The sequence below is a fragment of the Nostoc sp. FACHB-110 genome, assembly GCF_014697425.1.
GTDB lineage: Bacteria > Cyanobacteriota > Cyanobacteriia > Cyanobacteriales > Nostocaceae > Nostoc_B.
The window spans coordinates 43311-67160 of sequence record NZ_JACJRU010000033.1 but is presented as its reverse complement, the minus strand read 5'-3'; the positions used below and the strand labels follow the sequence as shown (position 1 = coordinate 67160).

The window sequence follows — 23850 nt, the reverse complement described above, 5'->3', positions numbered from 1 at the left end:
ATTTAACTGATGTGGCAAGCCTAACAAAAAATCGAGCAGTCAAATCTACTGTTAACTAACTAGCAAAAGTGTATTGCATTTAGCTTTCTCAGAGTTGTTGCTCTTTGTATGTAACAAAAGCCAGCCAGAGTGCATAAATGTTAGGATTGCCACAGAGAGAGAATAGCGTGCATAGAAGGAAAAAAAACTGAATGGCAGAAGTTGAAAAGTCAATATCCTTTGATGGACGGGATATTCGACTGAAGTTGGGCCTACTAGCTCCCCAGGCTGGTGGGTCGGTTTTGATAGAATCAGGGGACACAGCTGTTTTGGTAACAGCTACGAGATCGGAAGCCAGAGAAGGCATTGATTTTCTTCCCCTGACGGTAGATTACGAAGAAAGACTTTATGCAGCAGGTAGAATTCCCGGTGGGATTATGCGTCGGGAAGGTCGTCCACCAGAAAAAGCGATTCTCACCAGTCGGCTGATAGACCGTCCTTTACGTCCTCTGTTCCCTTCATGGTTGCGGGATGATCTGCAAATTGTGGCTTTAACTTTATCAATGGATGAGTTAGTACCACCCGATGTCTTAGCAGTCACAGGTGCTTCCATCGCTACTTTGATTGCGCAAATTCCCTTTAACGGGCCAATGGCTGCCGTACGTGTAGGCTTAGTAGGAGATGACTTCATTATCAATCCTACATACGCAGAAATTGAAGCTGGTGATTTAGACCTGATTGTGGCTGGTTCGCCAGAAGGCGTAATCATGGTGGAAGCTGGAGCCAATCAGCTGCCAGAGCGAGATATTATCGAAGCAATTGATTTTGGCTACGAAGCAGTCAGAGATTTAATCCAAGCGCAACTAGATTTAGTAGCAGAACTAGGTCTGGAAATAGTTCAACAAGCACCTCCAGAGGTAGACCAGACGCTAGAAAATTATATTCGCGATCGCGCTAGCAGCGAGATTAAGAAAATTCTGGCTCAATTTGAATTAACAAAACCTGAACGTGATGCAGCTTTAGATGTAGTTAAAGATACCATCGGAGCGGCGATCGCTGAACTACCAGAAGAAGATGCAATTCGCATCGCAGCTACGGCTGACCCCAAAGCACTGGGCAAAACTTTTAAAGAAATCACTAAATACTTCATGCGCCGTCAAATCGTTGAAGATAACGTGCGTGTTGATGGCCGCAAGCTAAATGAAGTACGTCCTGTTTCTTGTCAAGTAGGTGTGTTGCCCAAGCGGGTTCACGGTAGTGGTTTATTTAATCGCGGACTTACTCAGGTATTATCCAACTGTACCCTTGGTACTCCCGGAGATGCCCAAAACCTCAATGATGACCTACAAACCGACCAATCCAAACGTTATCTGCACCATTACAACTTCCCACCCTTTTCTGTGGGCGAAACCAAGCCATTACGCGCACCCGGTAGACGCGAAATCGGTCACGGTGCTTTAGCAGAACGGGCAATTTTGCCTATCCTGCCACCCAAAGAACAATTTCCTTACGTGATTCGGGTTGTATCGGAAGTACTTTCTTCTAACGGTTCTACCTCGATGGGTTCAGTCTGCGGTTCCACCCTCGCCTTGATGGATGCTGGTGTACCAATTATCAAACCCGTTAGCGGTGCAGCGATGGGTTTGATTAAAGAAGGTGATGAAGTCCGCGTCTTAACGGATATTCAAGGCATTGAAGACTTCCTCGGTGACATGGACTTTAAAGTTGCTGGGACAGATAGCGGGATTACAGCCTTACAAATGGATATGAAAATCTCTGGTCTGTCTTTAGAAACCATTGCCCAAGCGATTCACCAAGCGAAAGAAGCGCGGTTGCACATTTTAGAAAAAATGCTGCAAACTATTGACCAGCCACGCACAGAAACATCGCCTTATGCTCCACGCCTGCTGACAATTAAGATTGATCCAGACATGATTGGTCTAGTCATCGGCCCTGGCGGTAAGACAATTAAAGGCATTACCGAGGAAACTGGTGCAAAAATTGACATCGAAGATGATGGTACTGTTACCATATCTGCTGTCGATGAAATCAAAGCCAAGAAAGCGCGGAATATCATCCAAGGGATGACACGCAAGCTGCATGAAGGCGATGTCTACGCAGGGCGCGTAACTCGAATAATCCCAATTGGCGCATTTGTGGAATTTTTACCCGGTAAAGAAGGGATGATCCACATTTCTCAACTAGCTGATTATCGCGTTGGCAAAGTTGAAGATGAAGTAGCAGTTGGTGATGAAGTGATCGTTAAAGTGCGTGAGATTGACGGTAAAGGACGCATTAATCTCACACGCTTAGGTATCCATCCAGATCAAGCAGCTGCGGCGCGCGAAGCTGCGGCAGTAAATCGATAAAATCGGTTTGGGATTTTAGATATTATCTAAAATCCGCGATGCCTTTGTTGTAGGCATCGCCGTAGCTTCTTGAAGAATTAATTTTGGGCAGAAAATCAGCCAAACAAAGACATTCGCGGTTATATTAGCTAGGGTAGGGAAAGGAGTAGGACGTAGATTTGTGGTAACTGCTACGGAACTACTCTATAAAATTCAGCTTGAATGAGTAACATAGCAAAGTGCTAACCACTGAGGAAGAACTCAGTATCATCAAAACGTTCAGCCATCAACATAGTTTTTATCTATACTTCGACTGCTATACATCAAAGTTTTTGGTGAAATGGTATAGTTACATAAAAAAATGATTTGCTGAAACTTTAAAAATCAACAGTTTCAGCAAATCAGCCTCAGTCATTTAAGAGGATGTTTTAAAAGTTTTGGGCGAATATAATTCGCTACTACACAAACAAAGTTCGCACTTCGACAAGCTCAGTGACCACCTGCACGGACTCATGAAAAATCAAGGTTTTTGAACCCACGAAGGTGGGTTTTGTCTGTGTAGCCGCGATTTCTAATCGCCAACCTCTAAGATTAAGCTTCAACTTTTACGCCTTTCCAGAAAGCGACGTAACCTTCAATATTTTTTGCCTTTTCTTTGGCACTAGGATAGTACCAAGCAGCGTCTTTATTAACTTGTCCATCGACTTCGATACTGTAGTAACTAGCAACACCTTTCCAAGGACAAGTGGTGTGTGTGTTGCTGTCTTGAAAATACTGCTTGTTAATTGTGTCGGGAGGAAAATAATGATTGCCTTCCACAACTACAGTATTATCGCTTTGTGCTAAAGTTGCACCGTTCCAAATTGCTTTAGGCATAAGTGATTTTATGGGTAGATGATACAAATAATATTTTGACACTTTTAGAGTGGGTAGTGTGTTCTTTTTCTTGCCAAGCCGCCAGAAGTTCCTCGTCTTAGAGGTAATTTATCTGATATGGATGAATGTGATATTTTTTCTAGATAGGGAAAATTTGGCGATCGCTACCGCATAATCCAGATAAATAAAAATGCTCATTTAAACGAATTTTAATCTGGTATTAAAAATGCACAGTTCGGCAATAATTAAATAGTAAAAATTTCTCATAAAAGTAGCACTTCATAAAACTAATATAGAAATATTTTCCTGAAAATCACCATACATATTGGTATAAATTTTTGTACTGTAACTAGGAAGTTTATACTGACTATTTTGATGAGGCTGAATATTAGCAAGAGCAAGATTAGCAATTATCAAAAAATATTTTTCCACCTACTACCAGATTAGAAAAAGACCAGTTATGATTACCCAATGCTGATGACTATAAAAAAGCTTGTATATTTAGCACAGTAAATGATTGATCACATCCTAGAGGAGATTGGGGAATAAAATATGCTGGAATTATTGAGTTCGGGTTTGGTTTCTCTATGGCTAGAAATGGCTGGAGTGCAAATCAAACCTTATGAAGCCTTAGATGCATTGGCTTGGCAAGGTAATCCTAGCTTGATTCTCGCTCCTGATCCTAATCCAGCAGGGGTTAATACAGTAAAACAATATTTACAAGGTTTAATAAAATCTAAGTTAGTAGCGCAAAATTTAACTGAAAGCCAAGGTATTTGGTTACAGTCGGGGCCTGTGTTAATGGCTAATCACCAAGGTACAACTCCTCTACCTGCGGCTTCTTTAACTAAGGTGGCGACTTCTTTGGTGTCTTTAAAAACTTGGGGGCCAGACCACCAATTTGAAACTTTAATTGGAACTACAGGGCCAGTAGTTAATGGTGTATTACAAGGTGATTTAGTAATTAACGGTGGTGGCGACCCGATGTTTGTTTGGGAAGAAGCGATCGCTCTTGGGAATACACTTAATAAAATGGGTATTAAGCAAGTAAAAGGCAATTTGCTAATTACTGGCAATTTTGCGATGAATTTTCAGCGTCACCCCCTACTTGCAGGTCAGATGGTGAAGCAAGCACTTAATTATAAAAGTTGGACTCGTCCGGCAATGTATATTCACTCCATCATGCCCAAGGGTACACCAAAGCCGGATGTGGCGATCGCTGGGACAATTAAAGTTGCACCACAACCGCCGCAACAAACTCTACTAGTGCGTCATAAATCCTTGCCTTTGCGCCAATTGCTCAAAGAAATGAATGTTTACAGCAATAACGAAATGGCAGAAATGTTAGCAGAGTCAGTAGGAGGCGCAGGTGTAGTCCAAACAACAGCCGCTAGTCTTGCTGGAGTACCTCAGTCAGAAATTCAATTAATTAATGGTTCTGGACTAGGCCCAGAAAATCGCATTTCGCCTAGGGCTGTTTGTGCCATGTTAATGACTATTCAACAGCTAGCATCTGCACATCAACTGAATTTGTCAGACTTGTTTCCGATGTCTGGGTTTGACCATCGGGGAACATTGCATTCTCGACATATGCCTGTTGGGACAGTTATGAAAACTGGTACTCTCCGGGATGTGAGTGCTTTAGCTGGTGTAATGCCAACACGCGATCGTGGTTTGGTTTGGTTTGCGATTCTCAACCGCGGCCCTTATGTATCCAATTATCGCCTAGAACAAGACAAACTATTGCAAAGTCTGGTTAAACAGCTACAAGTTTCTCCAGAAATTCCCCCGGCTATTACTCCACACTCACCTGCTAACTCTCTACCAGAATTAGGTTCACCTAGTCGGATGGAGATTGTGTTGAGAAGTTAATGAAAAGGGTGTGGCGCAACGGGTGTAGGGTGTAGGGAATCTCATACTTAAAAGCAGGGGCTTGTACCCTATGGGTTGTGGGAAAACAACCTCTAACCTACACCCCGTTTTGGTCAGCTATTTCCTATTCCCTACCTCATAAGTGATTTATCAATCAAAGACAATTACTATTGACGATTGACCTTTGACTCTTGAGGAATAATCTCTGTCACCACGCGGCCACCTGATTTACCACCACTGACAACGATGTTCTCTGTTTGGAGATTACCTACAGCGGTGTCGCCATTAAAAGTTAAAGGCGGATCGACTTGTTTATAAATTACATTTCCCTGTGCTTCTAATAATTTTTTATCCAAGTACCAGGTGAGATTTTGTGATTTTAAAGATTGGCGGCGCTGCCCAACAGCGTTAACATTACCTGCTAAATAAACTGTTTTTTGCGGTATTCTCATTTCACCTTGATTACCTGTCACAACCAGCTTTTCTACCCGGTGAAATACGCGTACCGCCGAATTGCTTTTGACATTTTCTGTATTCATATCCCAAGCCAGAGAGTTACTTAGTATCTGCACTGGTGGGTCGAGTAAATCTGCTTGGGCATTTTGTTTAATAGTAGCAATCTTGGTTTTTAAGTTAACTTCGGCTGCGTTGCCGCGACCGCGATCTGTGATTTGATTATTTTTATAACGATCAAATTGTAACGGGCGATCGCCAATTAATTTTTCTTGTTTAATCTGCCAAATTAAATGTTCAGTTCGCATTTGCAGCTGGGGATCGGTAGAGTTGGCGATAACTTTGCCAGAAAAATCTACTGTTTGTTCCCTAGTTTTTACTCGTGCTTCTTGCGCTACTGCCTGTAACTGTTTATGCTGTCCATTAATTTGATTGCGGACAATCAATAAATCTTCTTTAGGCAACCATTCCATTTCGTTACCTTGCAAAACTACCCCGTTATTCGGGTCTGTTGCAAATATTCTACCTTTGAGAAATAGTCTTTTACCGTCTTGTTCAATATCTGCTTGGTCTGCTTTTATTTGATAGACTATTTTGCCATCTTGATATAGTTCTCCATAAGGATTTTCCGCTTGACCAATTTGTTTTTCTTTGGTGTATTTTGCCTGTTTTGCTTTAACTTTCCAAAGTGGTTTTCCGGCTTCATCAGCTTGTTCTAGAGTCACATCAAAAAAAGTTAAATTACTGTCCGAATCTCCTGATGACTGATTTTGCTTATTTTGATTAGAGGCTGTAAATTTACCTCCACAAGCTCCTAAAGTCATCATGATAACTAAAATTAGAGGTAGGTAATACCAATTAGTTTTAATTTGAATGAAACTCCAAAAATGAAAGTAATGAAATTGGGGGGATTGATTGTTTTTTCCCCCCATAAATCTAAAATTTGTTTTTTTTATCTGCCAGCCTTGCTGATGCTTCATGTATCTTGAATTTCTAAATGTCCGTCATGGTCTGTGGGGTCATCCAAAAAACCCATACTTGTCAGAGGACGATATGGATAACTTTGGCGTGGGGTTTTTTGGATATCTTCTTTGATAGCTTCTAAATCAATGTAGCGATCGCTAACATTAATTAAACTATCACTGGTCATAGAGCGTAAACTCACAACCTCTACCCTTACACCACGATAGCTCACAGAATTGACAGCGTAGGCTAAATCGCCATCACCACTCACCAACACAGCAGTATCATAAGAATCGACTAAAGCCATCATATCAACAGCTATTTCGACATCTAAGTTGGCTTTTTTAGAACCATCTGGTAGTTGTACTAAATCTTTAGCAATGACGCGATAACCATTGCGCCGCATCCACAACAAAAAACCCTGTTGCTTTTCATTTGTTCTATCTACACCTGTGTAGAAAAAGGCCCGCAACAGTCGAGAACCACCTGTTAAACGACACAATAACTTGGTGTAATCGATTTCAATTCCTAATTGCAAAGCAGCGTAAAATAGATTTGAGCCATCAATAAATATAGCAACTCGACCTCGATTCTCTAAAACTTGTTCGGGAGTGAATATCGAGTCGTTTTCTAAATTATTCAACATTGTTGTCATACCTCAATTTTTATCTTGTTATTTTTGATACAAATTTCCAACTTTGAGTTTTAGTTAGAGTGTTTTATGATAATTTTCCGGAGCTAGTTATTTAAGTTTAGCCCCGATAAATTTTTTGAGATTTTTGAGAGATTAGAAAATGTTCTGAAAGAGATTAAAAAAACTAATCTTTTTTAGGAGATTCTATGCGTTTAAAGATTGGTTGAGGATTACCCAACTGTTGTTTATTAGATAGTATCCCCCATTTAGAATGAATAGAAAATGGGGCTGCGATCGCTGTTTTAGTTTGCTCGTTAAAGTTAATTCCCAAACCGAGTTGCTGATAAATGTCGCTACTGATATTAGGAATAACTGGTGATAAAAGATAAGCTGCAAGCCTTACAGATTCTAAAACTGCGTAAAGCACTTTTTCTACTTCCTGCTGCTGTCCTTGTTTATATAATGACCAAGGTGCTTGATCATCAATAAACTTATTCCCGGCTTGTACCAACGACAGGATAGCTTCGCAGGCTTGGTTAAAAGCTAGTGTTTCATAGGCTTGTTGTACCTCTTCCCCTAGACTTAAACCAATTGTCCTTAAAGGACTGTCAGCAGCAATTGTTTCCTCTGTAATTGTCAATCCATTGCCAGCACAGTATTTTTTCACCATGTTTAAGGAACGATTGAGCAAATTACCTAAGTCATTTGCCAAATCTGCATTTAGAACATTAATGAATCTACTTTCATTAAAATCGCCATCTTTGCCAAATTCGATTTCCTTAAGGAAGTAATAACGAACCGCATCACTACCATAACTCTTGACTAAGGCAACTGGGTCGAGGGTATTACCTAGTGCTTTACCCATTTTTTGGCCATCTTTAGTCAAAAACCCGTGTCCAAACACTCGCTGCGGTAGTGGTAAATCTGCTGACAGTAGCATTGCTGGCCAGTAAACTGCATGAAAGCGCAGAATATCTTTACCAATTAAATGCAAGTTAATCGGCCACCATGTGGCTAAGGCGTTGGCTAAGGTTGGTTCGGCATCGGGTTCTAACAAGGCTGTAACATAACCTAGCAGCGCATCAAACCAGACATACAGTGTATGCTGCGGATCAGTCGGTACAGGAAAACCCCAGTCGAGATTAATCCGAGAAACGGAAAAGTCTTGTAAACCTTGACTGACAAAGCTTAAAACTTCATTACGGCGGCTAGCAGGCTGAATAAAGTCTGGGTGTGATTGATAAAATTCTTCTAGCTGAGTTTGGTATTTAGACAAACGAAAAAAATAATTTTTTTCGTCTCGCCACTCAACTTCTTTATTGGTATGAATCGGACAACGATGCCCTTCTAATAATTCTCTTTCTTCTTTAAATTCCTCACAGGATACACAATACCAACCTGTTTGTTGTCCTTGGTAGATATCACCTTTTTCCCAAACTCGCCCAAAAAATTCTTTGACTATAGCTTCATGACGTGGGGCTGTTGTACGACTAAAGCGATCATATTGAATGTTTAATATTTCCCATAGGCTCATGAAACTAGGGACAATGGCATCACAAAAATCTTGGGGTGCTTTGCCTAAAGCTTCAGCCGAACGTTGAATTTTTTGTCCGTGTTCATCTGTACCTGTAATTAGCAGGACACGATGACCTAATAACCTTTGAAATCTAGCCACTACATCTGCGGCAATGGTTGTATAAGCACTGCCAATATGAGGAACATCGTTTACATAGTAAAGGGGTGTTGTCAGTGCAAATGTCTTGTTTGTTTTATCCACTAAGTTCATGCAGAATAAAATAAATTATTAAAACGTTTTTTTACTTACTTATGACGGCAAAACCACGCAATTATATAACATTACTATCGCTTTTTCAAACCTCACTTTAATATTAGCAAACTTATCGAGTTCAGGAATGTTTTTGAATAAGTACAAATCTTGCTATTTTTTGTAATTTCAACGGAAATTAACAGTTAATATCTTTTTGTAATGTTTTTTTATCTCATATTATTGTGCCTAAAAATACACCGCTCTAAACATAGAAAAAACATCTGCTTTTGTGGATATGACATTTCTATCCTAAGATGGTCGTGTTCCTAGTAAAGAAATGTAAAAATTAATTCAAGATAAACTACGAAATTTTCCCAAAAATATATTTAGATATGAGTCTAAATAGTCCTCTGGACGTTTCTCGCTTGATCTTGGCAAGTTTTTCTACAAGAATGTTTCGCTATTACGAGAATCGCATTCCTCGTGATGCAAGTTTGTTAATAGTGAGCAATCACCGCAGCTTTATGGATGCCATGATTTTAATGGCAGCGTTATCGAGTCCGATTCGTTTTGCTTGCCATCACTATATGGGACAAGTACCAATTCTGCGGGAAATTGTCACGGGACAATTAGGTTGCTTTCCTTTAGAAGCGGTGGTAAACCGTCAGCAAAGCTTCTTTGCCCAGTCAAAGATGCTATTACAGTCAAAACAGATGGTGGGGGTTTTTCCTGAAGGTGCTGAACCGATGGTGCAGTCAACTCAAGCATCTGTAGTTGGGGAATTTCAGCGAGGATTTGCTCATTTAGCTTTACGATCGGGTGTACCAGATTTAGCAATTTTACCAATTGCGATCGCCTCTTTAGAAGAAGTCAACACCACAGCTTTTCCCCTGAAATTATTGAGTTTATTTGACCCTTCTGAACCTTTATTTAATCAATATGGGTGGCATCCATTGGTTATATATCAACGAGTAGCTGTGTTAGTGGGTCGGCCTTACTGGATTACAAAAGATCATCAACTTCAATATCATGGAAAACAAGCAAAAAATGTTGTATCTGAGCTAACTGAACACTGTCACAGTGAAATAGCTAATTTGCTACGCCAAGGTTGTTATTAATGCCGCAAGCAGGGCAAAATAAAATCAATCATTAGATATATTTTAGATAATTTCTCATGAGAATAATTGTAATTTTTTGCTGATTATTGATATATCTTGCTCAATGTTGACTGAAAAGCTCACCATATAAGATTAATTGATATTTATAAAAGGTATGTTTTATATGGCAATAAGTTTTTATTAACTAATTTCTTATTCTAACAGACTTTGACTGACACAAGCGGCATAGAAAGGGTCAAAGATAGCCTAAATTAAAAGAAGGTTTAAACGCAAGTATATCAATTAAAATCCTCAAGGAAATTGAAATTTGACAATGCCAGAAGTTGAACTAAAGCCATGTTTTCTAACTCCTAAAAGACTCCAGCCAGAGTATCCACTATTTGTTTATTTACCAGGGATGGATGGCACTGGAGAATTATTGCGATCGCAAACATCTGGGCTAGAATCAGGCTTTGATGTTCGCTGCTTGGCGATCCCCAGACAAGACTTGACGAGTTGGGAAGAATTAACCGAAAATGTGCTGGACTTAATTCATGCAGAATTAGAAAAAAGTTCGCAAAGAGCAGTTTATCTGTGTGGCGAATCTTTTGGTGGTTGCTTGGCGATGAAAGTAGCCACGAAAGCATCAAATTTATTTAAACGCATTATTTTAATTAATCCAGCTTCAGCGTTTCGGTTGCTACCTTTTTTAGACTGGGCATCTCAACTATCGTACCTAGTCCCAGAATCGTTGTATAATATTGGTGCATTGGGATTACTGCCATTTTTGGCATCATTAGAACGCATAACCAGAAGCGATCGCCACGAACTGCTAAAAACTATGCGTTCTGTACCATCAGCAACAGTTAACTGGCGGTTGGCTTTATTAAGAGAATTTGTAGTGGATGATGAGCAATTACGCCGCCTAACACAACCAGTATTGCTAATTGCTGGTGCAAGCGATCGGCTTTTACCCTCTGTTACCGAAGTCAGACGGATAGCTGATATTCTACCTAATTCTCAGGTGTTCATTCTACCCAATAGTGGCCACGCCTGTTTGCTAGAAAAAGATGTGAGTCTCTATGAAATTCTCAAACAGAATAACTTTTTAGAAACCCAAGCTCAGATTATTCCTCAGATGCAAGTTGGCAAAGTAGGTTAAGAAAATGTTGACTTAACGAGACTGAGTTGCCCAAAAATTAGCCAATCTGAATCAAAGCATTTATACTAATGGCTGTAATATGCCTATGGCAATGGAAAATTTGTACTTGTTGGTAGAGGAACAGTTGCCCTAAATTTCGCTAAAACCAGACTAGACAGATTTAGCAAAATATTGTCAAAACAATGGCAGACGAACCTCAGCAACAACCAGAAGCAGAAATTACACACCAAACATCTACAGAAAATTCATCATTATTCGACGCTTGGGCAACAACTAGCAAAACATTTGTCGATACAGCCTTTGAATTTGGGTTAGCAGCAGCACAACAGACAAATAAATTATTTAGCCAAGCTACTCAAAGTACGGGTGAGTTAATTGATTCTCTCAATCAAAATTGGCTGATCAAAAAGCTATCGGGTTTTTTAAATCTAAATTGGCTAATTGGTGCTAGCGAAAATGTTGACTTAGAAACAGCAGCCGCTACAGTCAAAAAACTCAAACAACAGTATCCGCAGGAATCGCCTAGCGAAATTTCTCACCGCATTATGCTAGATACAGCTACCAAAGCGGGAGGAATTGGATTTGCTAGTAGCATTTTACCAGGGGTAGCAGCAGCGTTGTTTGCGGTTGATTTAGCTGCAACCATGAAATTACAGTCAGAAATGCTGTATCAAATTGCGGCGGCTTACGACTTAGATTTAAAAGACCCAGCGAGGAAAGGTGAAGTTTTAACAATTTTTGGTTTGGGGTTGGGAGGTAATCGTTTATTAAAAGCAGCTGGTCTGGCGTTGCTGCGAAACGTGCCATTTGCCGGAGCGATGATTGCTACTAGTTCTAATGCAGCCTTAAGCTATTCTCTAGGCTATGCTGCTTGTCGTTTTTACGAAGCCAAACTAGATGAATCAGTTTCTCTGACATCAAAAGAAACCTTGGCAACACTGAAAGCAGAAAGTGAAAATTACTTAGAAAATGCGATCGCTCAACAAGCAATCATGGATCAAGTCCTAGTTCACATGATTCTCGCTAGCCATCCCGAAAAAACCTGGGAAGAAATTATACCACAATTGCAAGCATTGAACCTCAGCCCCAATTCCCTAGATGCGATCGCCAACAATATCAAATCACCCCAACCTTTAGATACACTCCTCAATCAACTCAACCGTGATTTTGCGATCCCACTGTTGGCACAATGCCAAAGAATTGCTCAATTCGACCAGCAAACTACAGAACTAGAACAAGAAATAATTAATGCGATCGTCAATAAATTTGACATTGACACTACTGAAGTCTGATTCCAAGACTAGTCTCTAGCCTCCAGTCCCCAGCCTCTACTCCTGTTCAAATTGCTCAGGATTAATACCTAGACTGGTGTAGGTTGGGTGGAGGAACGGAACCCAACATTCACGCATACTTTGTTGGGTTACGCTATCGCTCCACCCAACCTTGTATCTTAAGAGAAGTAGTAGACCGTCCCAACCTTGGTCATCATAGACAATTTTGGTGCGTAAGTCCTGTCCAAGATTAGCCTCTAGCCTCCAGTCCCCAGCCTCTACTCCTGCTCAAATTGCTCAGGATCAATACCCAGTTCTCGGAGACGTTGCTTTAATTGCTCTACTTGCTGTTCGGCTTGCTGTCGAGCTTGTTCAGCTTGCTGTCGAGCTAAAGCTTCTGCATCTATTCTTTGTTGTGCCTCGCGTAGTGCTTGTGCCTGTTCTGTGGGGTTCAGTAATTTCTCTCCTGTATCTTCTCGGTAAAAAGCAATCAGTTCTCCTTCTACCTGCAACCGCAAACCTAATGGTTCACTGCGATTGTCCATAATCAACTCATAAGAATCTTGCCGCAACCGATAACCCCGCAACTGTCCTTGTACCCATTCGCCTCTGGGGTCAAATAGCCAGTATTCTTTTACACCAAGTTGCTCGTACAAAGTCTTCTTAAATTCCTGATCGTGATTTTTCGTCCCCGCCGAAGTCATCTCAAAAATCACCGATGGAACTTCCCCTTCTTCCCACACTTTATAGTTATCTCGACCACCAGGCGTGACATTAAAAATCACCATCACATCAGGAGCAACACGCAACTTAGGAAACCCTTGAGCGTAGTAGAGAAATTGGTTGGCAAGGACTGTTGCTTGTTGTCCTACTAAATACTGACGCAGAATTTCTAGTGTCGCCAGTAATACACATAAATGAGCATAGCTTTCTGCCACTGGTTCACCATCGGAACTAGGATAGAACACTTCTGAGCGTTGATTTGGAGTCAAGGCTGAGGTCATAGTCATGCCATACAGAAGGTTGAGATGTTTCAATTATAAAAGTCACTGGCGATTTGCCCTTTCATACTTCATACTTCTGACTTCAGAATTTTGAGCAATACTGGTACAAGAAGGAATCTTTAAACAAAATCCCAAAATGGCAACAATTAAACTTAGTAATCAGCCTCTGTTGGAGTGGGCAGGCGATAGTTTGGCAATTGGATTATTTGAAGATGCGGTAGAGTTAACAGGTGAACTGGCGACTTTGAATGAAAAGTTCGCTGGCATCTTAAAAGAAGTCATTGCCGAAGAAGAATTTACCGCCAAAACCAACAGCACGGTCTTTACTCGAGTCGGTGGCGGTGGTTCAGTTAAAAAAGTAATTTTAGTTGGTTTAGGAAAACCAGACGCACTCAAAATAGATAGTCTGCGGCGGGCGGCGGCGGCAGCGGCGAAGGTAGCCAAAAAGCAAAAAAGCAAAACGCTCGGATTTAGCTTTCCCTTGTGGAATAACGATCCAGCAGCCACAGCCCAAGCGATCGCAGAAGGTGTAGAGTTAGCTTTATATCAAGATGTGCGCTTTAAATCAGAACCAGATGATAAAGGCGCAAAAGTTGAAACTGTCGAGTTACTGGGCTTTGAAGGTCAAGAGGATGCGCTCAAGCGTGCCAATCAAATTGTATCTGGGGTAATTTTAGCCAGGGAGTTGGTAGCCGCCCCAGCCAACACAGTTACACCCATTACAATGGCCGAAACTGCCCAAGAAATTGCCAAAGACTACGGCTTGCAATTACAAATCCTGGAAAAAGAAGATTGTGAAAAACTGGGTATGGGTGCTTTTTTAGGCGTTGCCCAAGCCTCTGACTTACCACCCAAATTCATTCACCTCACCTACAAACCAGAAGGTACACCCACCAAGAAACTAGCGATTATCGGTAAAGGTTTAACCTTTGATTCTGGGGGATTGAATATTAAAGGTGCAGGTAGCGGAATTGAAACCATGAAAATTGACATGGGAGGTGCAGCTGCTACCTTGGGTGCAGCCAAAGCAATTGCCCAACTCAAGCCAGATGCCGAAGTTCACTTTATCTCTGCCGTCACTGAAAACATGATTAGCGGGCGCGCTATGCACCCAGGCGACATCCTCAAAGCTTCTAATGGCAAAACAATCGAAGTGAATAACACCGATGCTGAAGGGCGTTTAACCTTGGCTGATGCTTTGGTATATACAGATAAATTAGGCTTAGATGCGATCGTGGATTTAGCCACCCTCACAGGTGCAAACGTAATTGCTTTGGGTGAAGATATCGCTGGATTATACACCCCCCATGATGCCTTGGCTTCCCAGTTAGAAACAGCTGCTGGCACATCCGGTGAAAAAATTTGGCGGATGCCAATGGAAGAAAAATATTTTGAAGGCTTGAAATCGGGGATTGCCGATATGAAAAACACCGGGCCGCGTCCTGGTGGTTCAATTACCGCAGCCCTATTCCTCAAGCAATTCGTCAAAGATACCCCTTGGGCGCACTTAGACATTGCAGGGCCAGTCTGGGCAGACAAAGAAAACGGTTACAACGGCCCCGGCGCAACTGGCTACGGTGTGCGCATGTTAGTTAACTGGGTACTAGGAACTGAAGTGTGAAGTCTGAAGTATGAAGTCTGAAATATGAGTTTTTAGACTTCATACTTCATAATTCATACTTTATTCGTGTTATCTTGGGCTTGCCGCCAAAACAAGTTGCAATAATGACTAATGATGCGGAGTACTGAATATTTTTTACTTGACTCAGCACTCAGCGAGAAGTTGCGTGTGGGGGTTCCCCCGTTGAGCAAACTTCGGTGACTCAACACTCATTACTGAGTATGGTAATTTGGCAGTGAAAAAGTTACGGTTTTTTAACAAAGCCATCTGGTAAAATTTGTAAGGTTTCTAGAAGCTCTGAGCAATGGGATCGACTTGCGCACGGATAGCAATTGACGCAATGGGGGGGGATCACGCACCCGGTGAAATCGTTGCTGGTGCATTACGCGCCAGTGAAGAATTGGGTGTGAAAGTCTTGCTAGTTGGTGATCCCCAACAAATTAAAGCTGTCATGCCGCCAAAAACTACTTTGGAGCGGGTGGAGATAGTTCCTGCTGAAGAAGCTGTGGCTATGGACGAGGAGCCTTTAAATGCGGTTAGACGCAAACGCAAGGCTTCGATTAATGTGGCAATGGATTTAGTAAAAAATCAGCAGGCAGATGCTGTATTTTCTGCTGGACACTCTGGGGCAGCTATGGCATCAGCATTGCTGCGTTTAGGAAGATTGCCAGGAATTGATCGCCCAGCAATTGGTACAGTTTTCCCCACAATTATGGCTGGTAAGCCAGTACTAATACTGGATGTGGGTGCAAATGTAGACTGCCGCCCTAAATTTTTAGAGCAGTTTGCGGTGATGGGTTCGATTTACAGCCAATATGTTTTGGGAATGGATGCACCCAAAGTAGGTTTACTCAATATTGGCGAAGAAGATACCAAGGGCAATGAGCAAGCACTCCGCGCTCATCAACTACTGCGAGAAAACTCGAATATCAATTTTGTCGGTAATGCTGAAGGGCGTGATGTGCTTTCCGGGCAATTTGATGTGATTGTGTGTGATGGCTTTGTTGGCAATGTGTTATTAAAATTTGCCGAATCTCTGGGAGGAGTAATTCTGCAAATTTTACGTGAAGAACTGCCCCAAGGCTTGCACGGCCAAATTGGAACTGCTCTTTTAAAACCAAATCTCAAGCGAATTAAGCAGCGCATGGATCATGCGGAGCATGGAGGTGCTTTACTGTTAGGTGTGGCTGGAGTTTGTTTTATCGGCCACGGCAGTTCGCAAGCACCTTCAATTTTTAGTGCAATACGTATGGCAAAAGAAGCAGTGGATAATCAAGTGCTGCAAAGACTTCGATCCCAATACGAAATCCTACAGCGTGATAGTGGTTAGTAATGGGTTATTTGTCATGCGTTATTTGTCCTTGATTGGTTGAAAGGCATAAGGACAAACGATCAAAACGCTGAGAGCTTGGGAGAGCAGGAGTGCAAAAGTTAGGCATAGCATTTACAGGAAGTGGCTCGGCAGTTCCCGAAACTTCCCTCGACAACCAGGCACTAACAGCACTGGTTGAAACATCAGATGAATGGATTACCACAAGAACGGGAATTCGTCAACGACGAGTGTCACAACCTCCGGGTTCTTTGAGTGACTTGGCAGCGGCAGCAGGGGAAAAAGCGATCGCATCTGCCGGAATTCAAGCCACTGAATTGGATCTGATTTTGCTGGCAACATCGACCCCAGATGATTTGTTTGGTACGGCTTGTCAAGTCCAAGCCAAGTTAGGCGCAACAAAAGCAGTAGCATTTGATTTAACCGCCGCTTGTTCTGGCTTTGTATTTGGGCTAGTAACGGCTGCTCAATACATCAGAACAGGGGTATATCAGAATGTACTGTTGATTGGGGCAGACATCCTCTCTCGTTGGGTAGATTGGCAAGACCGGAAAACTTGCGTGTTATTTGGCGATGGGGCGGGTGCTGTCGTTCTCCAATCTGCCGAGAGCGATCGCTTGTTGGGCTTTGCCCTTAAAAGTGATGGTAATCTAAATCATCAGCTAAACCTTGGCTATGCCGCTTCTGCTCAAGAATTACTCCCAGGCATCAACATTTCTCAAGGCACTTACCAACCCATCACAATGAACGGCAAAGAAGTATACCGCTTTGCTGTCCAAAAAGTGCCAGAAATTATTGATAAAGCTTTATTTGAAGCTAATTTGACTGTTGAACAAATAGATTGGCTAGTACTGCATCAAGCTAATCAACGCATATTAGATGCTGTTGCCCAACGTCTAGCAATTCCCGAACAGAAAGTTATTAGTAACCTTGCCAATTACGGCAATACCTCTGCTGCTTCTATCCCTCTGGCCTTAGATGAAGCAGTGCAACAAGGCAAAATTAAACCCAATGACATTATTGCTGCATCCGGCTTTGGCGCAGGTTTAACCTGGGGTGCAGCCATCTTCCAATGGGGAAAATAATATTTTGTCATTAGTCATTTGTCCTTTGTAAATGACTAATGATTAATACTCATTTACTTTCAGACTTCAGACTTCATACTTCCGTTGACCAATGACTAAAACCGTATGGGTGTTTCCCGGACAAGGTTCCCAAGCACTGGGAATGGGAACAGACTTATTAGATATACCAGGTGCTAAAGCAAAATTTACTCAAGCTGAAGAAATTTTAGGCTGGTCTGTTAGCGACATCTGCCAAAACCAAGAAGAAATGCTAGGACAGACACTTTACACTCAGCCCTGTCTTTATGTAGTAGAAAGTATTCTTGCTGACTTGTTGCAGGAACGCGGACATCAACCAGATTTAGTGGCTGGCCATAGTTTAGGTGAGTACATTGCCCTTTACGTCGCTGGAGTTTTTGAATGGTCAGCGGGTTTACGTTTAGTCAAACGCCGTGCTGAACTGATGGATAGTGCGGCTGGTGGAATGATGGCAGCTTTGATGAACTTTGACCGCGAACAATTAGATAAAGTGATAGCCGAAACGCCAGATGTAGTTTTGGCAAATGATAACAGTCCAGGACAAGTGGTCATCTCTGGCACTCCTGACGCAGTACAAGCGGTGATGTCACAAGTTAAAGCTAAACGTGCTACCCCATTAAAAGTTTCTGGGGCGTTTCACTCACATTTAATGTCGGCTGCGGCTAATGAGTTCCAAGAAATTCTGGAGACAGTAGAATTTCAGCCTGCAACTGTACCTGTAATGTCGAATGTCGAACCTACACCCGCAACTGACGCAGAAGTTTTAAAACAGCGTCTCACGCAGCAAATGACAGGTTCAGTACGTTGGCGAGAAATTTCGCTGCAATTACCTGCTAACAACATTGAACAAGTCATAGAAATTGGCCCTGGCAATGTTTTAACTGGGTTAATTAAACGCACCGTTACGGATTTAATCTTAAAGAACATCCGTAAGGCTGCTGAATTACTGGACTAAGAAATTGGAAAGTGTGAAGTATGAAGTATGAAATACTTGACTTCACACTTCACACTTCACACTTCACACTTCATACTTCATACTTCTTATGTCTCGCAGTCGTGAACCGTTAATTAGTCTGGCGCTTTACCACGCTTTCAAATGGTCGATTGTCAGCCCCATGCTTCATGCTTACTTTCGCGGGAAGATTTATGGGGTTGAGAATGTACCGCAATCAGATCCTTTGGTAGTTGTGAGTAATCATGCAAGCTATTTTGACCCGCCGATAGTTTCTAATTGCGTGCGCCGTCCGGTAGCGTATATGGCTAAACAAGAGTTATTTGAAATTCCGGTTTTGGCCCAAGCTATTAAACTATATGGTGCTTACCCTGTGAGTCGCGGTAGTGCCGATCGCAATGCCATTCGAGCAGCTTTAGAATGTTTAGAAAATGGTTGGGCTGTGGGAGTGTTTTTACAAGGGACTCGCACACCTGATGGCAGAATTACTGACCCAAAAAAAGGTGCAGCACTCTTGGCCGCAAAGGCGCAAGCACCGATTTTACCTGTGAGTTTATGGGGTAGTGAAAGAATTTTAGAAAAAGGCTCATCCATACCCCGTGCGGTTCCTCTAACAATTAGAATTGGTCAGGTAATTGCAGCACCTAGTTCTACTAATAAAGATGAATTAGAAGCTGTAACCCAAAAGTGTACACAGGTAATCAACGAAATGCACGATTTAGGACGTTAATGAGAAATATGCTTTTCGGTAGTAGCGATCGCCACTGTATTTTTATATGTTGCTAATATCTACTAGCGATCGCTAAACTAACTTATTTTTTAAATATTATATGACCGGCTTGGATGCCAAGAATTTTTGGAATCGCTTGAATAATTCAGCGTTAGTCCGCTTTTTGTTGTTAGTGGCCGCAGGCTGGGCTTTTGTACAACTTTTAGCATACTTTGAAGCCGTAATTGTGATTTTTACATTTGCGGCAATTTTAGCTTTTTTACTCAGCTACCCGGTAAATTGGTTACGGCGATTTTTACCTCATGGGGTAGCTGTCATTGTTGTTTTCTTACTCAGCATTGTGATTTTAGGCGGATTATTAATCACAGTGGGGATAGCGGTTTTATCCCAAGGACAGCAATTAATCGATAGTATTTCCGGATTTTTAAGTTCCCTTGCACCTTTTTTAGAAAGAGTCGAAGAATTTCTCCGCAACCGTAATCTGCAAATAGATTTAAGTGTAATTGAAGAACAATTGCGGAATCAGGCTATATCAGGTTTAGTCACAAGCTTAACTTTTTTACAACAGTTGTTGACTAATTTTGTTACTTTTATTTTGATTGCTGTTGTAGCATTTTTCATGCTGCTAGATGGGGACAAGCTGTGGAATTTTATTTTAAAAATAGTACCTAAACAACGCCGCATCAAATTTACAAATATCATCAGACGCAGCTTTTTAGGTTTCTTTCGTGGTCAATTATTATTGAGTTTGTTTTTAACAATAACTACTTTTATTGTCTTTGTAATATTGCAAGTGCCTTTTGCTTTATTATTATCTGTAATTGTCGGCTTTTTAGATATTATTCCCGGTATAGGAGCAACTTTAGGGGTTAGCACAATTACTTTAATTGTTTTATCTCAAAACGTTTGGCTAGCATTAAAAGTATTAATTGCTTGTATTATCCTTCAGCAAATTCAAGACAATCTCATTGCACCTAGAATTATGCAAGGTGCGCTAAATCTTAATCCGGTTGTGGTATTTTTTGCCTTATTAGTAGGTGCGAGAGTAGCAGGATTATTAGGGGTTTTTATTTCTATTCCGATTACCGGAGTAATAGTATCTTTATTTGAAATTGATGAGATGAAAGCTGAGGTTTAGTCAGTAGCTATTGGTTATTTGTATTTATTTCCTAGCCTCTAAGCTCTCATGTAAAATCGAATATATACCAAGAAAAACGTGCAATTATGTCAGATTTACGAGCAGAGTTAACAGAAGGTTTAGATGAAGCGGAATGGGACTGGTTGATTCCCCATGCACAGCGTGATGCAGTGATTTTGGTAGATCCAGGATTAAACTTATTAGATGTAGGGGAAGCGATCGCTAATGATAACACTCAATCCGTACAGCAGTGGATTGATGAGCAATTAATTACCAAACCTTCTTTAGAACAAGTAGGACAATGGAACTGCGATCGGCAAAAACGCTTCAACACTCTAATTGTACAGCCCTTTGTTTTAGTACAAGAAATGGCTGCCTAAACAAATAAAAAAGTAAAAAGTAAAAAGTAAAAAATTTATTTTTGCTCTTTTACTTTTTATCTTCTGCTTTCAATTCTGGGTTTTCCCCCTTTATTCGGGTCATTTGCACCTGTATAACCAGTTGCTACCCATACCAAAGCTCTAGCACCATCACGGATAGATTTTTCTAATGGCTCTGGTGGTGATTTTGAAGGAACAGATATAGGCTGAAAGTCGATACCTCGGCTACCTAAGACAATTTCGCCGATGACCGAAGCACGCCGCATATGGAAATCGGATGTAATTAAATAAACTCTTTTTATACCGTGGGCTTTCAAATCATCTACTAAGCTGGTAAAATTAGTAACTGTATCTACCGCTTCATAATCCAAGTGTAACCGCTTGGGATCAACTCCAGCTTTGGCAAACACTCTGCGGGTAAAGCTAGGTGGACTCCCACCCGTAATCCAAATTGGTAAATTTGGATGCCTACGTACAAACTCGGCTGTAAACTTTTCTCTCTCTAGTTTTTTGGTTGAACCGCCCAAAACTAACACGGCTTGAGGTTTTGCATCTTCTTTTTGGACTTCTTTGTAACCAAACCACATTAATAGGGGTAAGGCAAGAACCATAAACCGAAAAGATTTACCCGTAAACAAAAAATTGTTCTTCAAGGCTCTATGATTTCGTGTACTAAGACGTAATATTCTCTGAAGCAGTTAAAAATATATGTTAGGGTAGCAGATTTTTGTCGAAACCACACTAGTTCGGCTAAAAATTTTCTGTTTATGCAAGCGAAATTAAGCATAAACACTATTGACTAGTCTTTATAGATAACTTCAGCACAAATTCAGAAGATTCCGTAAAAACTGCCAATTAAATTTTTGGTTAATTTTTTGTAACGACGGGACTGGTGCGTCTCGAACGCACGGCCTAGCGCGTAGGAAGTGCAAGACATTTTATCAAGAATGCTTATAATTCAAGCGCTTCAGGATTAAATAATTACTAGCAATATTCATCTCATATTCATTCAGCCTAAAAACATCAATATTTCTCATATTGGCTCTATTAAGTTTATTGATTTACTGGTATTAAATAATTCCAATTAACCACTTACTCCAATAACTGTTCATATTCATTCCATATTCTTGTCATTGACAACCATTTGTTTATACCCTTAATCATCTTCTCTTGTTCTCTACCGGAGGAATTGTACCCTTAACCTTCAAAAATTGGTAGCGGCAGGGAAAGAAATTTCTCTAAGTGAACTAACTTGGAGGGTGCTCAGGGAAGACAAGCGGAAGTTAAGGGTACAAGTTCACCTCTCTAGTCTGTAGTTATTGGAAGACTTATTCAAGGGTATTCTATCCTCCTACCCTCAAATGAGATTCTAATCAAGGCTGCTTGCTCTGGCGTTGGTTCATTCATCTCATCCAGTGCTTGCCCTAAATTCTGGTAGCTACCAAATGACGGTCTTCTCAGTCCTCTATTTTCTTCCATCTGGTTGATAGCTAATAAAGGAAATGCCATCAAGGTGACGATGTAGCTATCTTTGTAACCAGGATTCCCTGTTGGTCTTAACCCGTAGCGTAGACACAATGTTTTTAATTGTGGAACTGTCTGAAGTTCCAATTCTGTGCGCGTAAACATAGAATAGATATTGCCATTTACAAAAGTGGTATCGGTGATGTACCAGTTTCCAGCTTGTTAGCATCACCGATTTAAAATCCTAAATCGAAGTACACTTAAAACTCAGGTACAAATAAATCTCTTTTATTGCCAGCATAGTGCTTATATATTATCTCTGGTGAATTACCAACTAATCTAGCAACATCTTTAGCATCTAATCCACTTTCCAAAGCTAAAGTAATAAAAGTGTGTCTGGTATTATAGGGCTTCCGATATTCAATTTCCAACCCATCTAATACTACCTTCCAAACTCGTTTTCTAAAGTTGTCAGTGTCGATATAAGTTCTGTCTTGAGGGCTAGGAAACAAAATATCATTATTAAATTTTCCCTTACATATCCTTTCAAGAATATGTTTTAATTTTTGATTAACCGGAAATCTTCTTTTTTCTTGAGTTTTTAAACCTGCTTTTTTTGCTAACCCTTTATCAGTTAAAACAACAGCACAATCAAAATTTATATATCTAAAGTCACTAGTTACATGATTTCTTTCCAGCGCTATAGCTTCAGATGGACGGCAACCTGTTAAAAAAAGAAATTCTACATAGTCAGCATAATAAGAATGTTTTACTCTAGAATATTTAGAACAAAATTCGTTTTCTCGTAATGCCTTAAGTATTAAGTTTCTTTCTTCTACAGTAAATGGATTTATATCATCTTCATCATTTTTTTGCGCTTTTGGAATTGTAATTTTACTGGACATTCCTAGGAAAGGATTAGTATTGATAATTTTTGAATCGACTGCCCAATTGCAGCAAGCGTTTAGACGAACAATAAATCTTTTAGATGATTCTGGAGGAATGTTATTGATAACCCAATCCCTAATTTCAATTGCTTTATCTAAATCCTGAGTGGGTAATTTCAATACATAATTGCTAAAAACCTTGTACTGAAATCTCATTGTACTAGGTGATGAAATATTCTTTTTGTAGTCTATAAATTTTTTCCAAATTTCTTGAAGGTTAACAGAATACTCTGAGCATTTTGCTTCTACTAATCGAAAATATTCAGGACGATATTTGTTTAATGTATAGTCAAAAGTTCCTGGTACAAGGACATTAACTTGAATATCTTTTTCTATCTCTTTAGCTTTAGCCTCAGCTATTTGACGATTTCCAGGTGTATCGTCTAATCCTAGTGTTAGAAATTTCTGCTTTCCGTCAAATAACTGCCTAGGTAAGCGTAATCGCAAGCGACCTTGGAAACTCTGGACTGTGACTGAACCTTTGGTATTGTATTTTCCTGATTGCATGGTGAATATGAAATAACTCTGGGTCTAACCTACCATATTCATTCCATATTCATTTAAGGTTATCCAACTAATCTTTAATGCCTTGTGGATACCTGATTTCAGCCATTTGGACAAAATAAATAATCCCCGAAACCCTTGTATTTCATGGACTTCGGGGATTATTTGGCAGACGGGACTGGTGCGTCTCGAACGCACGGCCTAGCGCTTAGGAGGCGCTCGCTCTATCCAACTGAGCTACAGCCCCAACTACG

At 40.8% G+C, this 23850-nt stretch carries 20 protein-coding genes and 1 tRNA gene; 12 read left to right on the top strand and 9 right to left on the bottom strand.

The genetic code is table 11. The annotated features are described in order from the left end of the window. Positions 1-191: 191 nt before the first annotated feature. A complete protein-coding gene (locus tag H6G69_RS24425) occupies positions 192-2348 on the top strand; it encodes a polyribonucleotide nucleotidyltransferase (RefSeq protein WP_190691713.1) in 2157 nt (718 codons plus the stop codon). 570 nt (positions 2349-2918) lie between these two features. On the opposite strand, the gene H6G69_RS24420 is transcribed toward H6G69_RS24425, so the two are convergent. After that, positions 2919-3203: a DUF427 domain-containing protein gene (locus H6G69_RS24420; RefSeq protein WP_190691712.1), complete on the bottom strand. Its 285-nt coding sequence runs from the start codon at positions 3201-3203 to the stop codon at positions 2919-2921. Positions 3204-3755: 552 nt separating this feature from the next. Between H6G69_RS24420 and H6G69_RS24415 the strand changes: the two genes are divergently transcribed. Beyond that, the gene (locus H6G69_RS24415; RefSeq protein ID WP_190691711.1) at positions 3756-5075 is read left to right on the top strand and encodes a D-alanyl-D-alanine carboxypeptidase; all 1320 of its coding nucleotides are present in this window, start codon (positions 3756-3758) and stop codon (positions 5073-5075) included. Positions 5076-5242: 167 nt separating this feature from the next. On the opposite strand, the gene lptC is transcribed toward H6G69_RS24415, so the two are convergent. The 3 genes from lptC to metG form a co-directional block, all read right to left on the bottom strand. Then, positions 5243-6508: an LPS export ABC transporter periplasmic protein LptC gene (gene lptC, locus H6G69_RS24410; RefSeq protein WP_190691710.1), complete on the bottom strand. Its 1266-nt coding sequence runs from the start codon at positions 6506-6508 to the stop codon at positions 5243-5245. Then, complete coding sequence (locus H6G69_RS24405; RefSeq protein ID WP_190691709.1) at positions 6505-7137, bottom strand: NYN domain-containing protein; 633 nt, start codon at positions 7135-7137, stop codon at positions 6505-6507. Before H6G69_RS24405 ends, lptC begins: the two co-directional genes overlap by 4 nt. Positions 7138-7309: 172 nt before the next feature. After that, positions 7310-8911 (bottom strand): methionine--tRNA ligase, encoded by a 1602-nt coding sequence (gene metG / locus H6G69_RS24400; protein WP_190691708.1) that lies wholly within the window; start codon positions 8909-8911, stop codon positions 7310-7312. Between the two features lie 374 nt (positions 8912-9285). Here metG and H6G69_RS24395 point away from each other — a divergent pair, with 374 nt between their 5' ends. From H6G69_RS24395 to H6G69_RS24385, 3 genes are all read left to right on the top strand, one after another. After that, the gene (locus H6G69_RS24395; protein ID WP_190691707.1) at positions 9286-10011 is read left to right on the top strand and encodes a 1-acyl-sn-glycerol-3-phosphate acyltransferase; all 726 of its coding nucleotides are present in this window, start codon (positions 9286-9288) and stop codon (positions 10009-10011) included. A 313-nt stretch (positions 10012-10324) separates the two neighbouring features. Next, on the top strand, positions 10325-11152 hold the full coding sequence (locus tag H6G69_RS24390; protein ID WP_190691706.1) for an alpha/beta fold hydrolase: 828 nt from the start codon (positions 10325-10327) through the stop codon (positions 11150-11152). 182 nt (positions 11153-11334) lie between these two features. Next, entirely contained in the window at positions 11335-12444 is a 1110-nt protein-coding gene (locus tag H6G69_RS24385; protein ID WP_190691705.1) for a hypothetical protein, read from the top strand. 257 nt (positions 12445-12701) lie between these two features. Here the strand turns inward: H6G69_RS24385 and H6G69_RS24380 are convergent, their stop codons facing one another. Then, complete coding sequence (locus H6G69_RS24380; RefSeq protein ID WP_190691704.1) at positions 12702-13427, bottom strand: Uma2 family endonuclease; 726 nt, start codon at positions 13425-13427, stop codon at positions 12702-12704. A 136-nt stretch (positions 13428-13563) separates the two neighbouring features. Here H6G69_RS24380 and H6G69_RS24375 point away from each other — a divergent pair, with 136 nt between their 5' ends. The 7 genes from H6G69_RS24375 (at position 13564) to H6G69_RS24345 (ending at position 20681) form a co-directional block, all read left to right on the top strand. Continuing rightward, complete coding sequence (locus H6G69_RS24375; protein ID WP_190691703.1) at positions 13564-15048, top strand: leucyl aminopeptidase; 1485 nt, start codon at positions 13564-13566, stop codon at positions 15046-15048. 304 nt (positions 15049-15352) lie between these two features. After that, the gene (gene plsX / locus H6G69_RS24370) at positions 15353-16378 is read left to right on the top strand and encodes a phosphate acyltransferase PlsX (protein WP_190691702.1); all 1026 of its coding nucleotides are present in this window, start codon (positions 15353-15355) and stop codon (positions 16376-16378) included. Positions 16379-16470: 92 nt separating this feature from the next. Beyond that, the gene (locus H6G69_RS24365) at positions 16471-17463 is read left to right on the top strand and encodes a beta-ketoacyl-ACP synthase 3 (protein WP_190691701.1); all 993 of its coding nucleotides are present in this window, start codon (positions 16471-16473) and stop codon (positions 17461-17463) included. Positions 17464-17554: 91 nt separating this feature from the next. Further along, on the top strand, positions 17555-18436 hold the full coding sequence (gene fabD / locus H6G69_RS24360; protein WP_190691700.1) for an ACP S-malonyltransferase: 882 nt from the start codon (positions 17555-17557) through the stop codon (positions 18434-18436). Positions 18437-18524: 88 nt separating this feature from the next. Beyond that, complete coding sequence (locus H6G69_RS24355) at positions 18525-19163, top strand: 1-acyl-sn-glycerol-3-phosphate acyltransferase (protein WP_190691699.1); 639 nt, start codon at positions 18525-18527, stop codon at positions 19161-19163. Positions 19164-19263: 100 nt separating this feature from the next. Then, positions 19264-20301: an AI-2E family transporter gene (locus tag H6G69_RS24350; RefSeq protein WP_190691698.1), complete on the top strand. Its 1038-nt coding sequence runs from the start codon at positions 19264-19266 to the stop codon at positions 20299-20301. 86 nt (positions 20302-20387) lie between these two features. After that, positions 20388-20681, top strand: a complete 294-nt coding sequence (locus tag H6G69_RS24345; protein ID WP_190691697.1) for a DUF2288 domain-containing protein — start codon at positions 20388-20390, stop codon at positions 20679-20681. A gap of 56 nt (positions 20682-20737) precedes the next feature. Here H6G69_RS24345 and H6G69_RS24340 read toward each other — a convergent pair whose 3' ends face one another. From H6G69_RS24340 to H6G69_RS24325, 4 genes are all read right to left on the bottom strand, one after another. Continuing rightward, complete coding sequence (locus H6G69_RS24340; RefSeq protein WP_190691696.1) at positions 20738-21292, bottom strand: YdcF family protein; 555 nt, start codon at positions 21290-21292, stop codon at positions 20738-20740. A 721-nt stretch (positions 21293-22013) separates the two neighbouring features. Next, positions 22014-22310 carry a hypothetical protein gene (locus tag H6G69_RS24335; protein WP_190691695.1) on the bottom strand — a complete coding sequence of 99 codons (297 nt, stop codon included), beginning with the start codon at positions 22308-22310 and terminating at the stop codon, positions 22014-22016. Positions 22311-22405: 95 nt separating this feature from the next. Next, entirely contained in the window at positions 22406-23599 is a 1194-nt protein-coding gene (locus tag H6G69_RS24330) for a site-specific integrase (protein WP_190691694.1), read from the bottom strand. Between the two features lie 170 nt (positions 23600-23769). Then, a tRNA-Arg gene (locus H6G69_RS24325) sits at positions 23770-23843 on the bottom strand. Between the last annotated feature and the right edge of the window lie 7 nt (positions 23844-23850).

Bases quoted from the DNA above. Each gene is read 5' to 3' on its own strand.
- H6G69_RS24425 (WP_190691713.1), top strand. From the start codon at position 192: ATGGCAGAAGTTGAAAAGTCAATATCCTTTGATGGACGGGATATTCGA.
- H6G69_RS24420 (WP_190691712.1), bottom strand. From the start codon at position 3,203: ATGCCTAAAGCAATTTGGAACGGTGCAACTTTAGCACAAAGCGATAAT.
- H6G69_RS24415 (WP_190691711.1), top strand. From the start codon at position 3,756: ATGCTGGAATTATTGAGTTCGGGTTTGGTTTCTCTATGGCTAGAAATG.
- lptC (WP_190691710.1), bottom strand. From the start codon at position 6,508: ATGAAGCATCAGCAAGGCTGGCAGATAAAAAAAACAAATTTTAGATTT.
- H6G69_RS24405 (WP_190691709.1), bottom strand. From the start codon at position 7,137: ATGTTGAATAATTTAGAAAACGACTCGATATTCACTCCCGAACAAGTT.
- metG (WP_190691708.1), bottom strand. From the start codon at position 8,911: ATGAACTTAGTGGATAAAACAAACAAGACATTTGCACTGACAACACCC.
- H6G69_RS24395 (WP_190691707.1), top strand. From the start codon at position 9,286: ATGAGTCTAAATAGTCCTCTGGACGTTTCTCGCTTGATCTTGGCAAGT.
- H6G69_RS24390 (WP_190691706.1), top strand. From the start codon at position 10,325: ATGCCAGAAGTTGAACTAAAGCCATGTTTTCTAACTCCTAAAAGACTC.
- H6G69_RS24385 (WP_190691705.1), top strand. From the start codon at position 11,335: ATGGCAGACGAACCTCAGCAACAACCAGAAGCAGAAATTACACACCAA.
- H6G69_RS24380 (WP_190691704.1), bottom strand. From the start codon at position 13,427: ATGACCTCAGCCTTGACTCCAAATCAACGCTCAGAAGTGTTCTATCCT.
- H6G69_RS24375 (WP_190691703.1), top strand. From the start codon at position 13,564: ATGGCAACAATTAAACTTAGTAATCAGCCTCTGTTGGAGTGGGCAGGC.
- plsX (WP_190691702.1), top strand. From the start codon at position 15,353: ATGGGATCGACTTGCGCACGGATAGCAATTGACGCAATGGGGGGGGAT.
- fabD (WP_190691700.1), top strand. From the start codon at position 17,555: ATGACTAAAACCGTATGGGTGTTTCCCGGACAAGGTTCCCAAGCACTG.
- H6G69_RS24355 (WP_190691699.1), top strand. From the start codon at position 18,525: ATGTCTCGCAGTCGTGAACCGTTAATTAGTCTGGCGCTTTACCACGCT.
- H6G69_RS24350 (WP_190691698.1), top strand. From the start codon at position 19,264: ATGACCGGCTTGGATGCCAAGAATTTTTGGAATCGCTTGAATAATTCA.
- H6G69_RS24345 (WP_190691697.1), top strand. From the start codon at position 20,388: ATGTCAGATTTACGAGCAGAGTTAACAGAAGGTTTAGATGAAGCGGAA.
- H6G69_RS24340 (WP_190691696.1), bottom strand. From the start codon at position 21,292: ATGGTTCTTGCCTTACCCCTATTAATGTGGTTTGGTTACAAAGAAGTC.
- H6G69_RS24335 (WP_190691695.1), bottom strand. From the start codon at position 22,310: ATGTTTACGCGCACAGAATTGGAACTTCAGACAGTTCCACAATTAAAA.
- H6G69_RS24330 (WP_190691694.1), bottom strand. From the start codon at position 23,599: ATGCAATCAGGAAAATACAATACCAAAGGTTCAGTCACAGTCCAGAGT.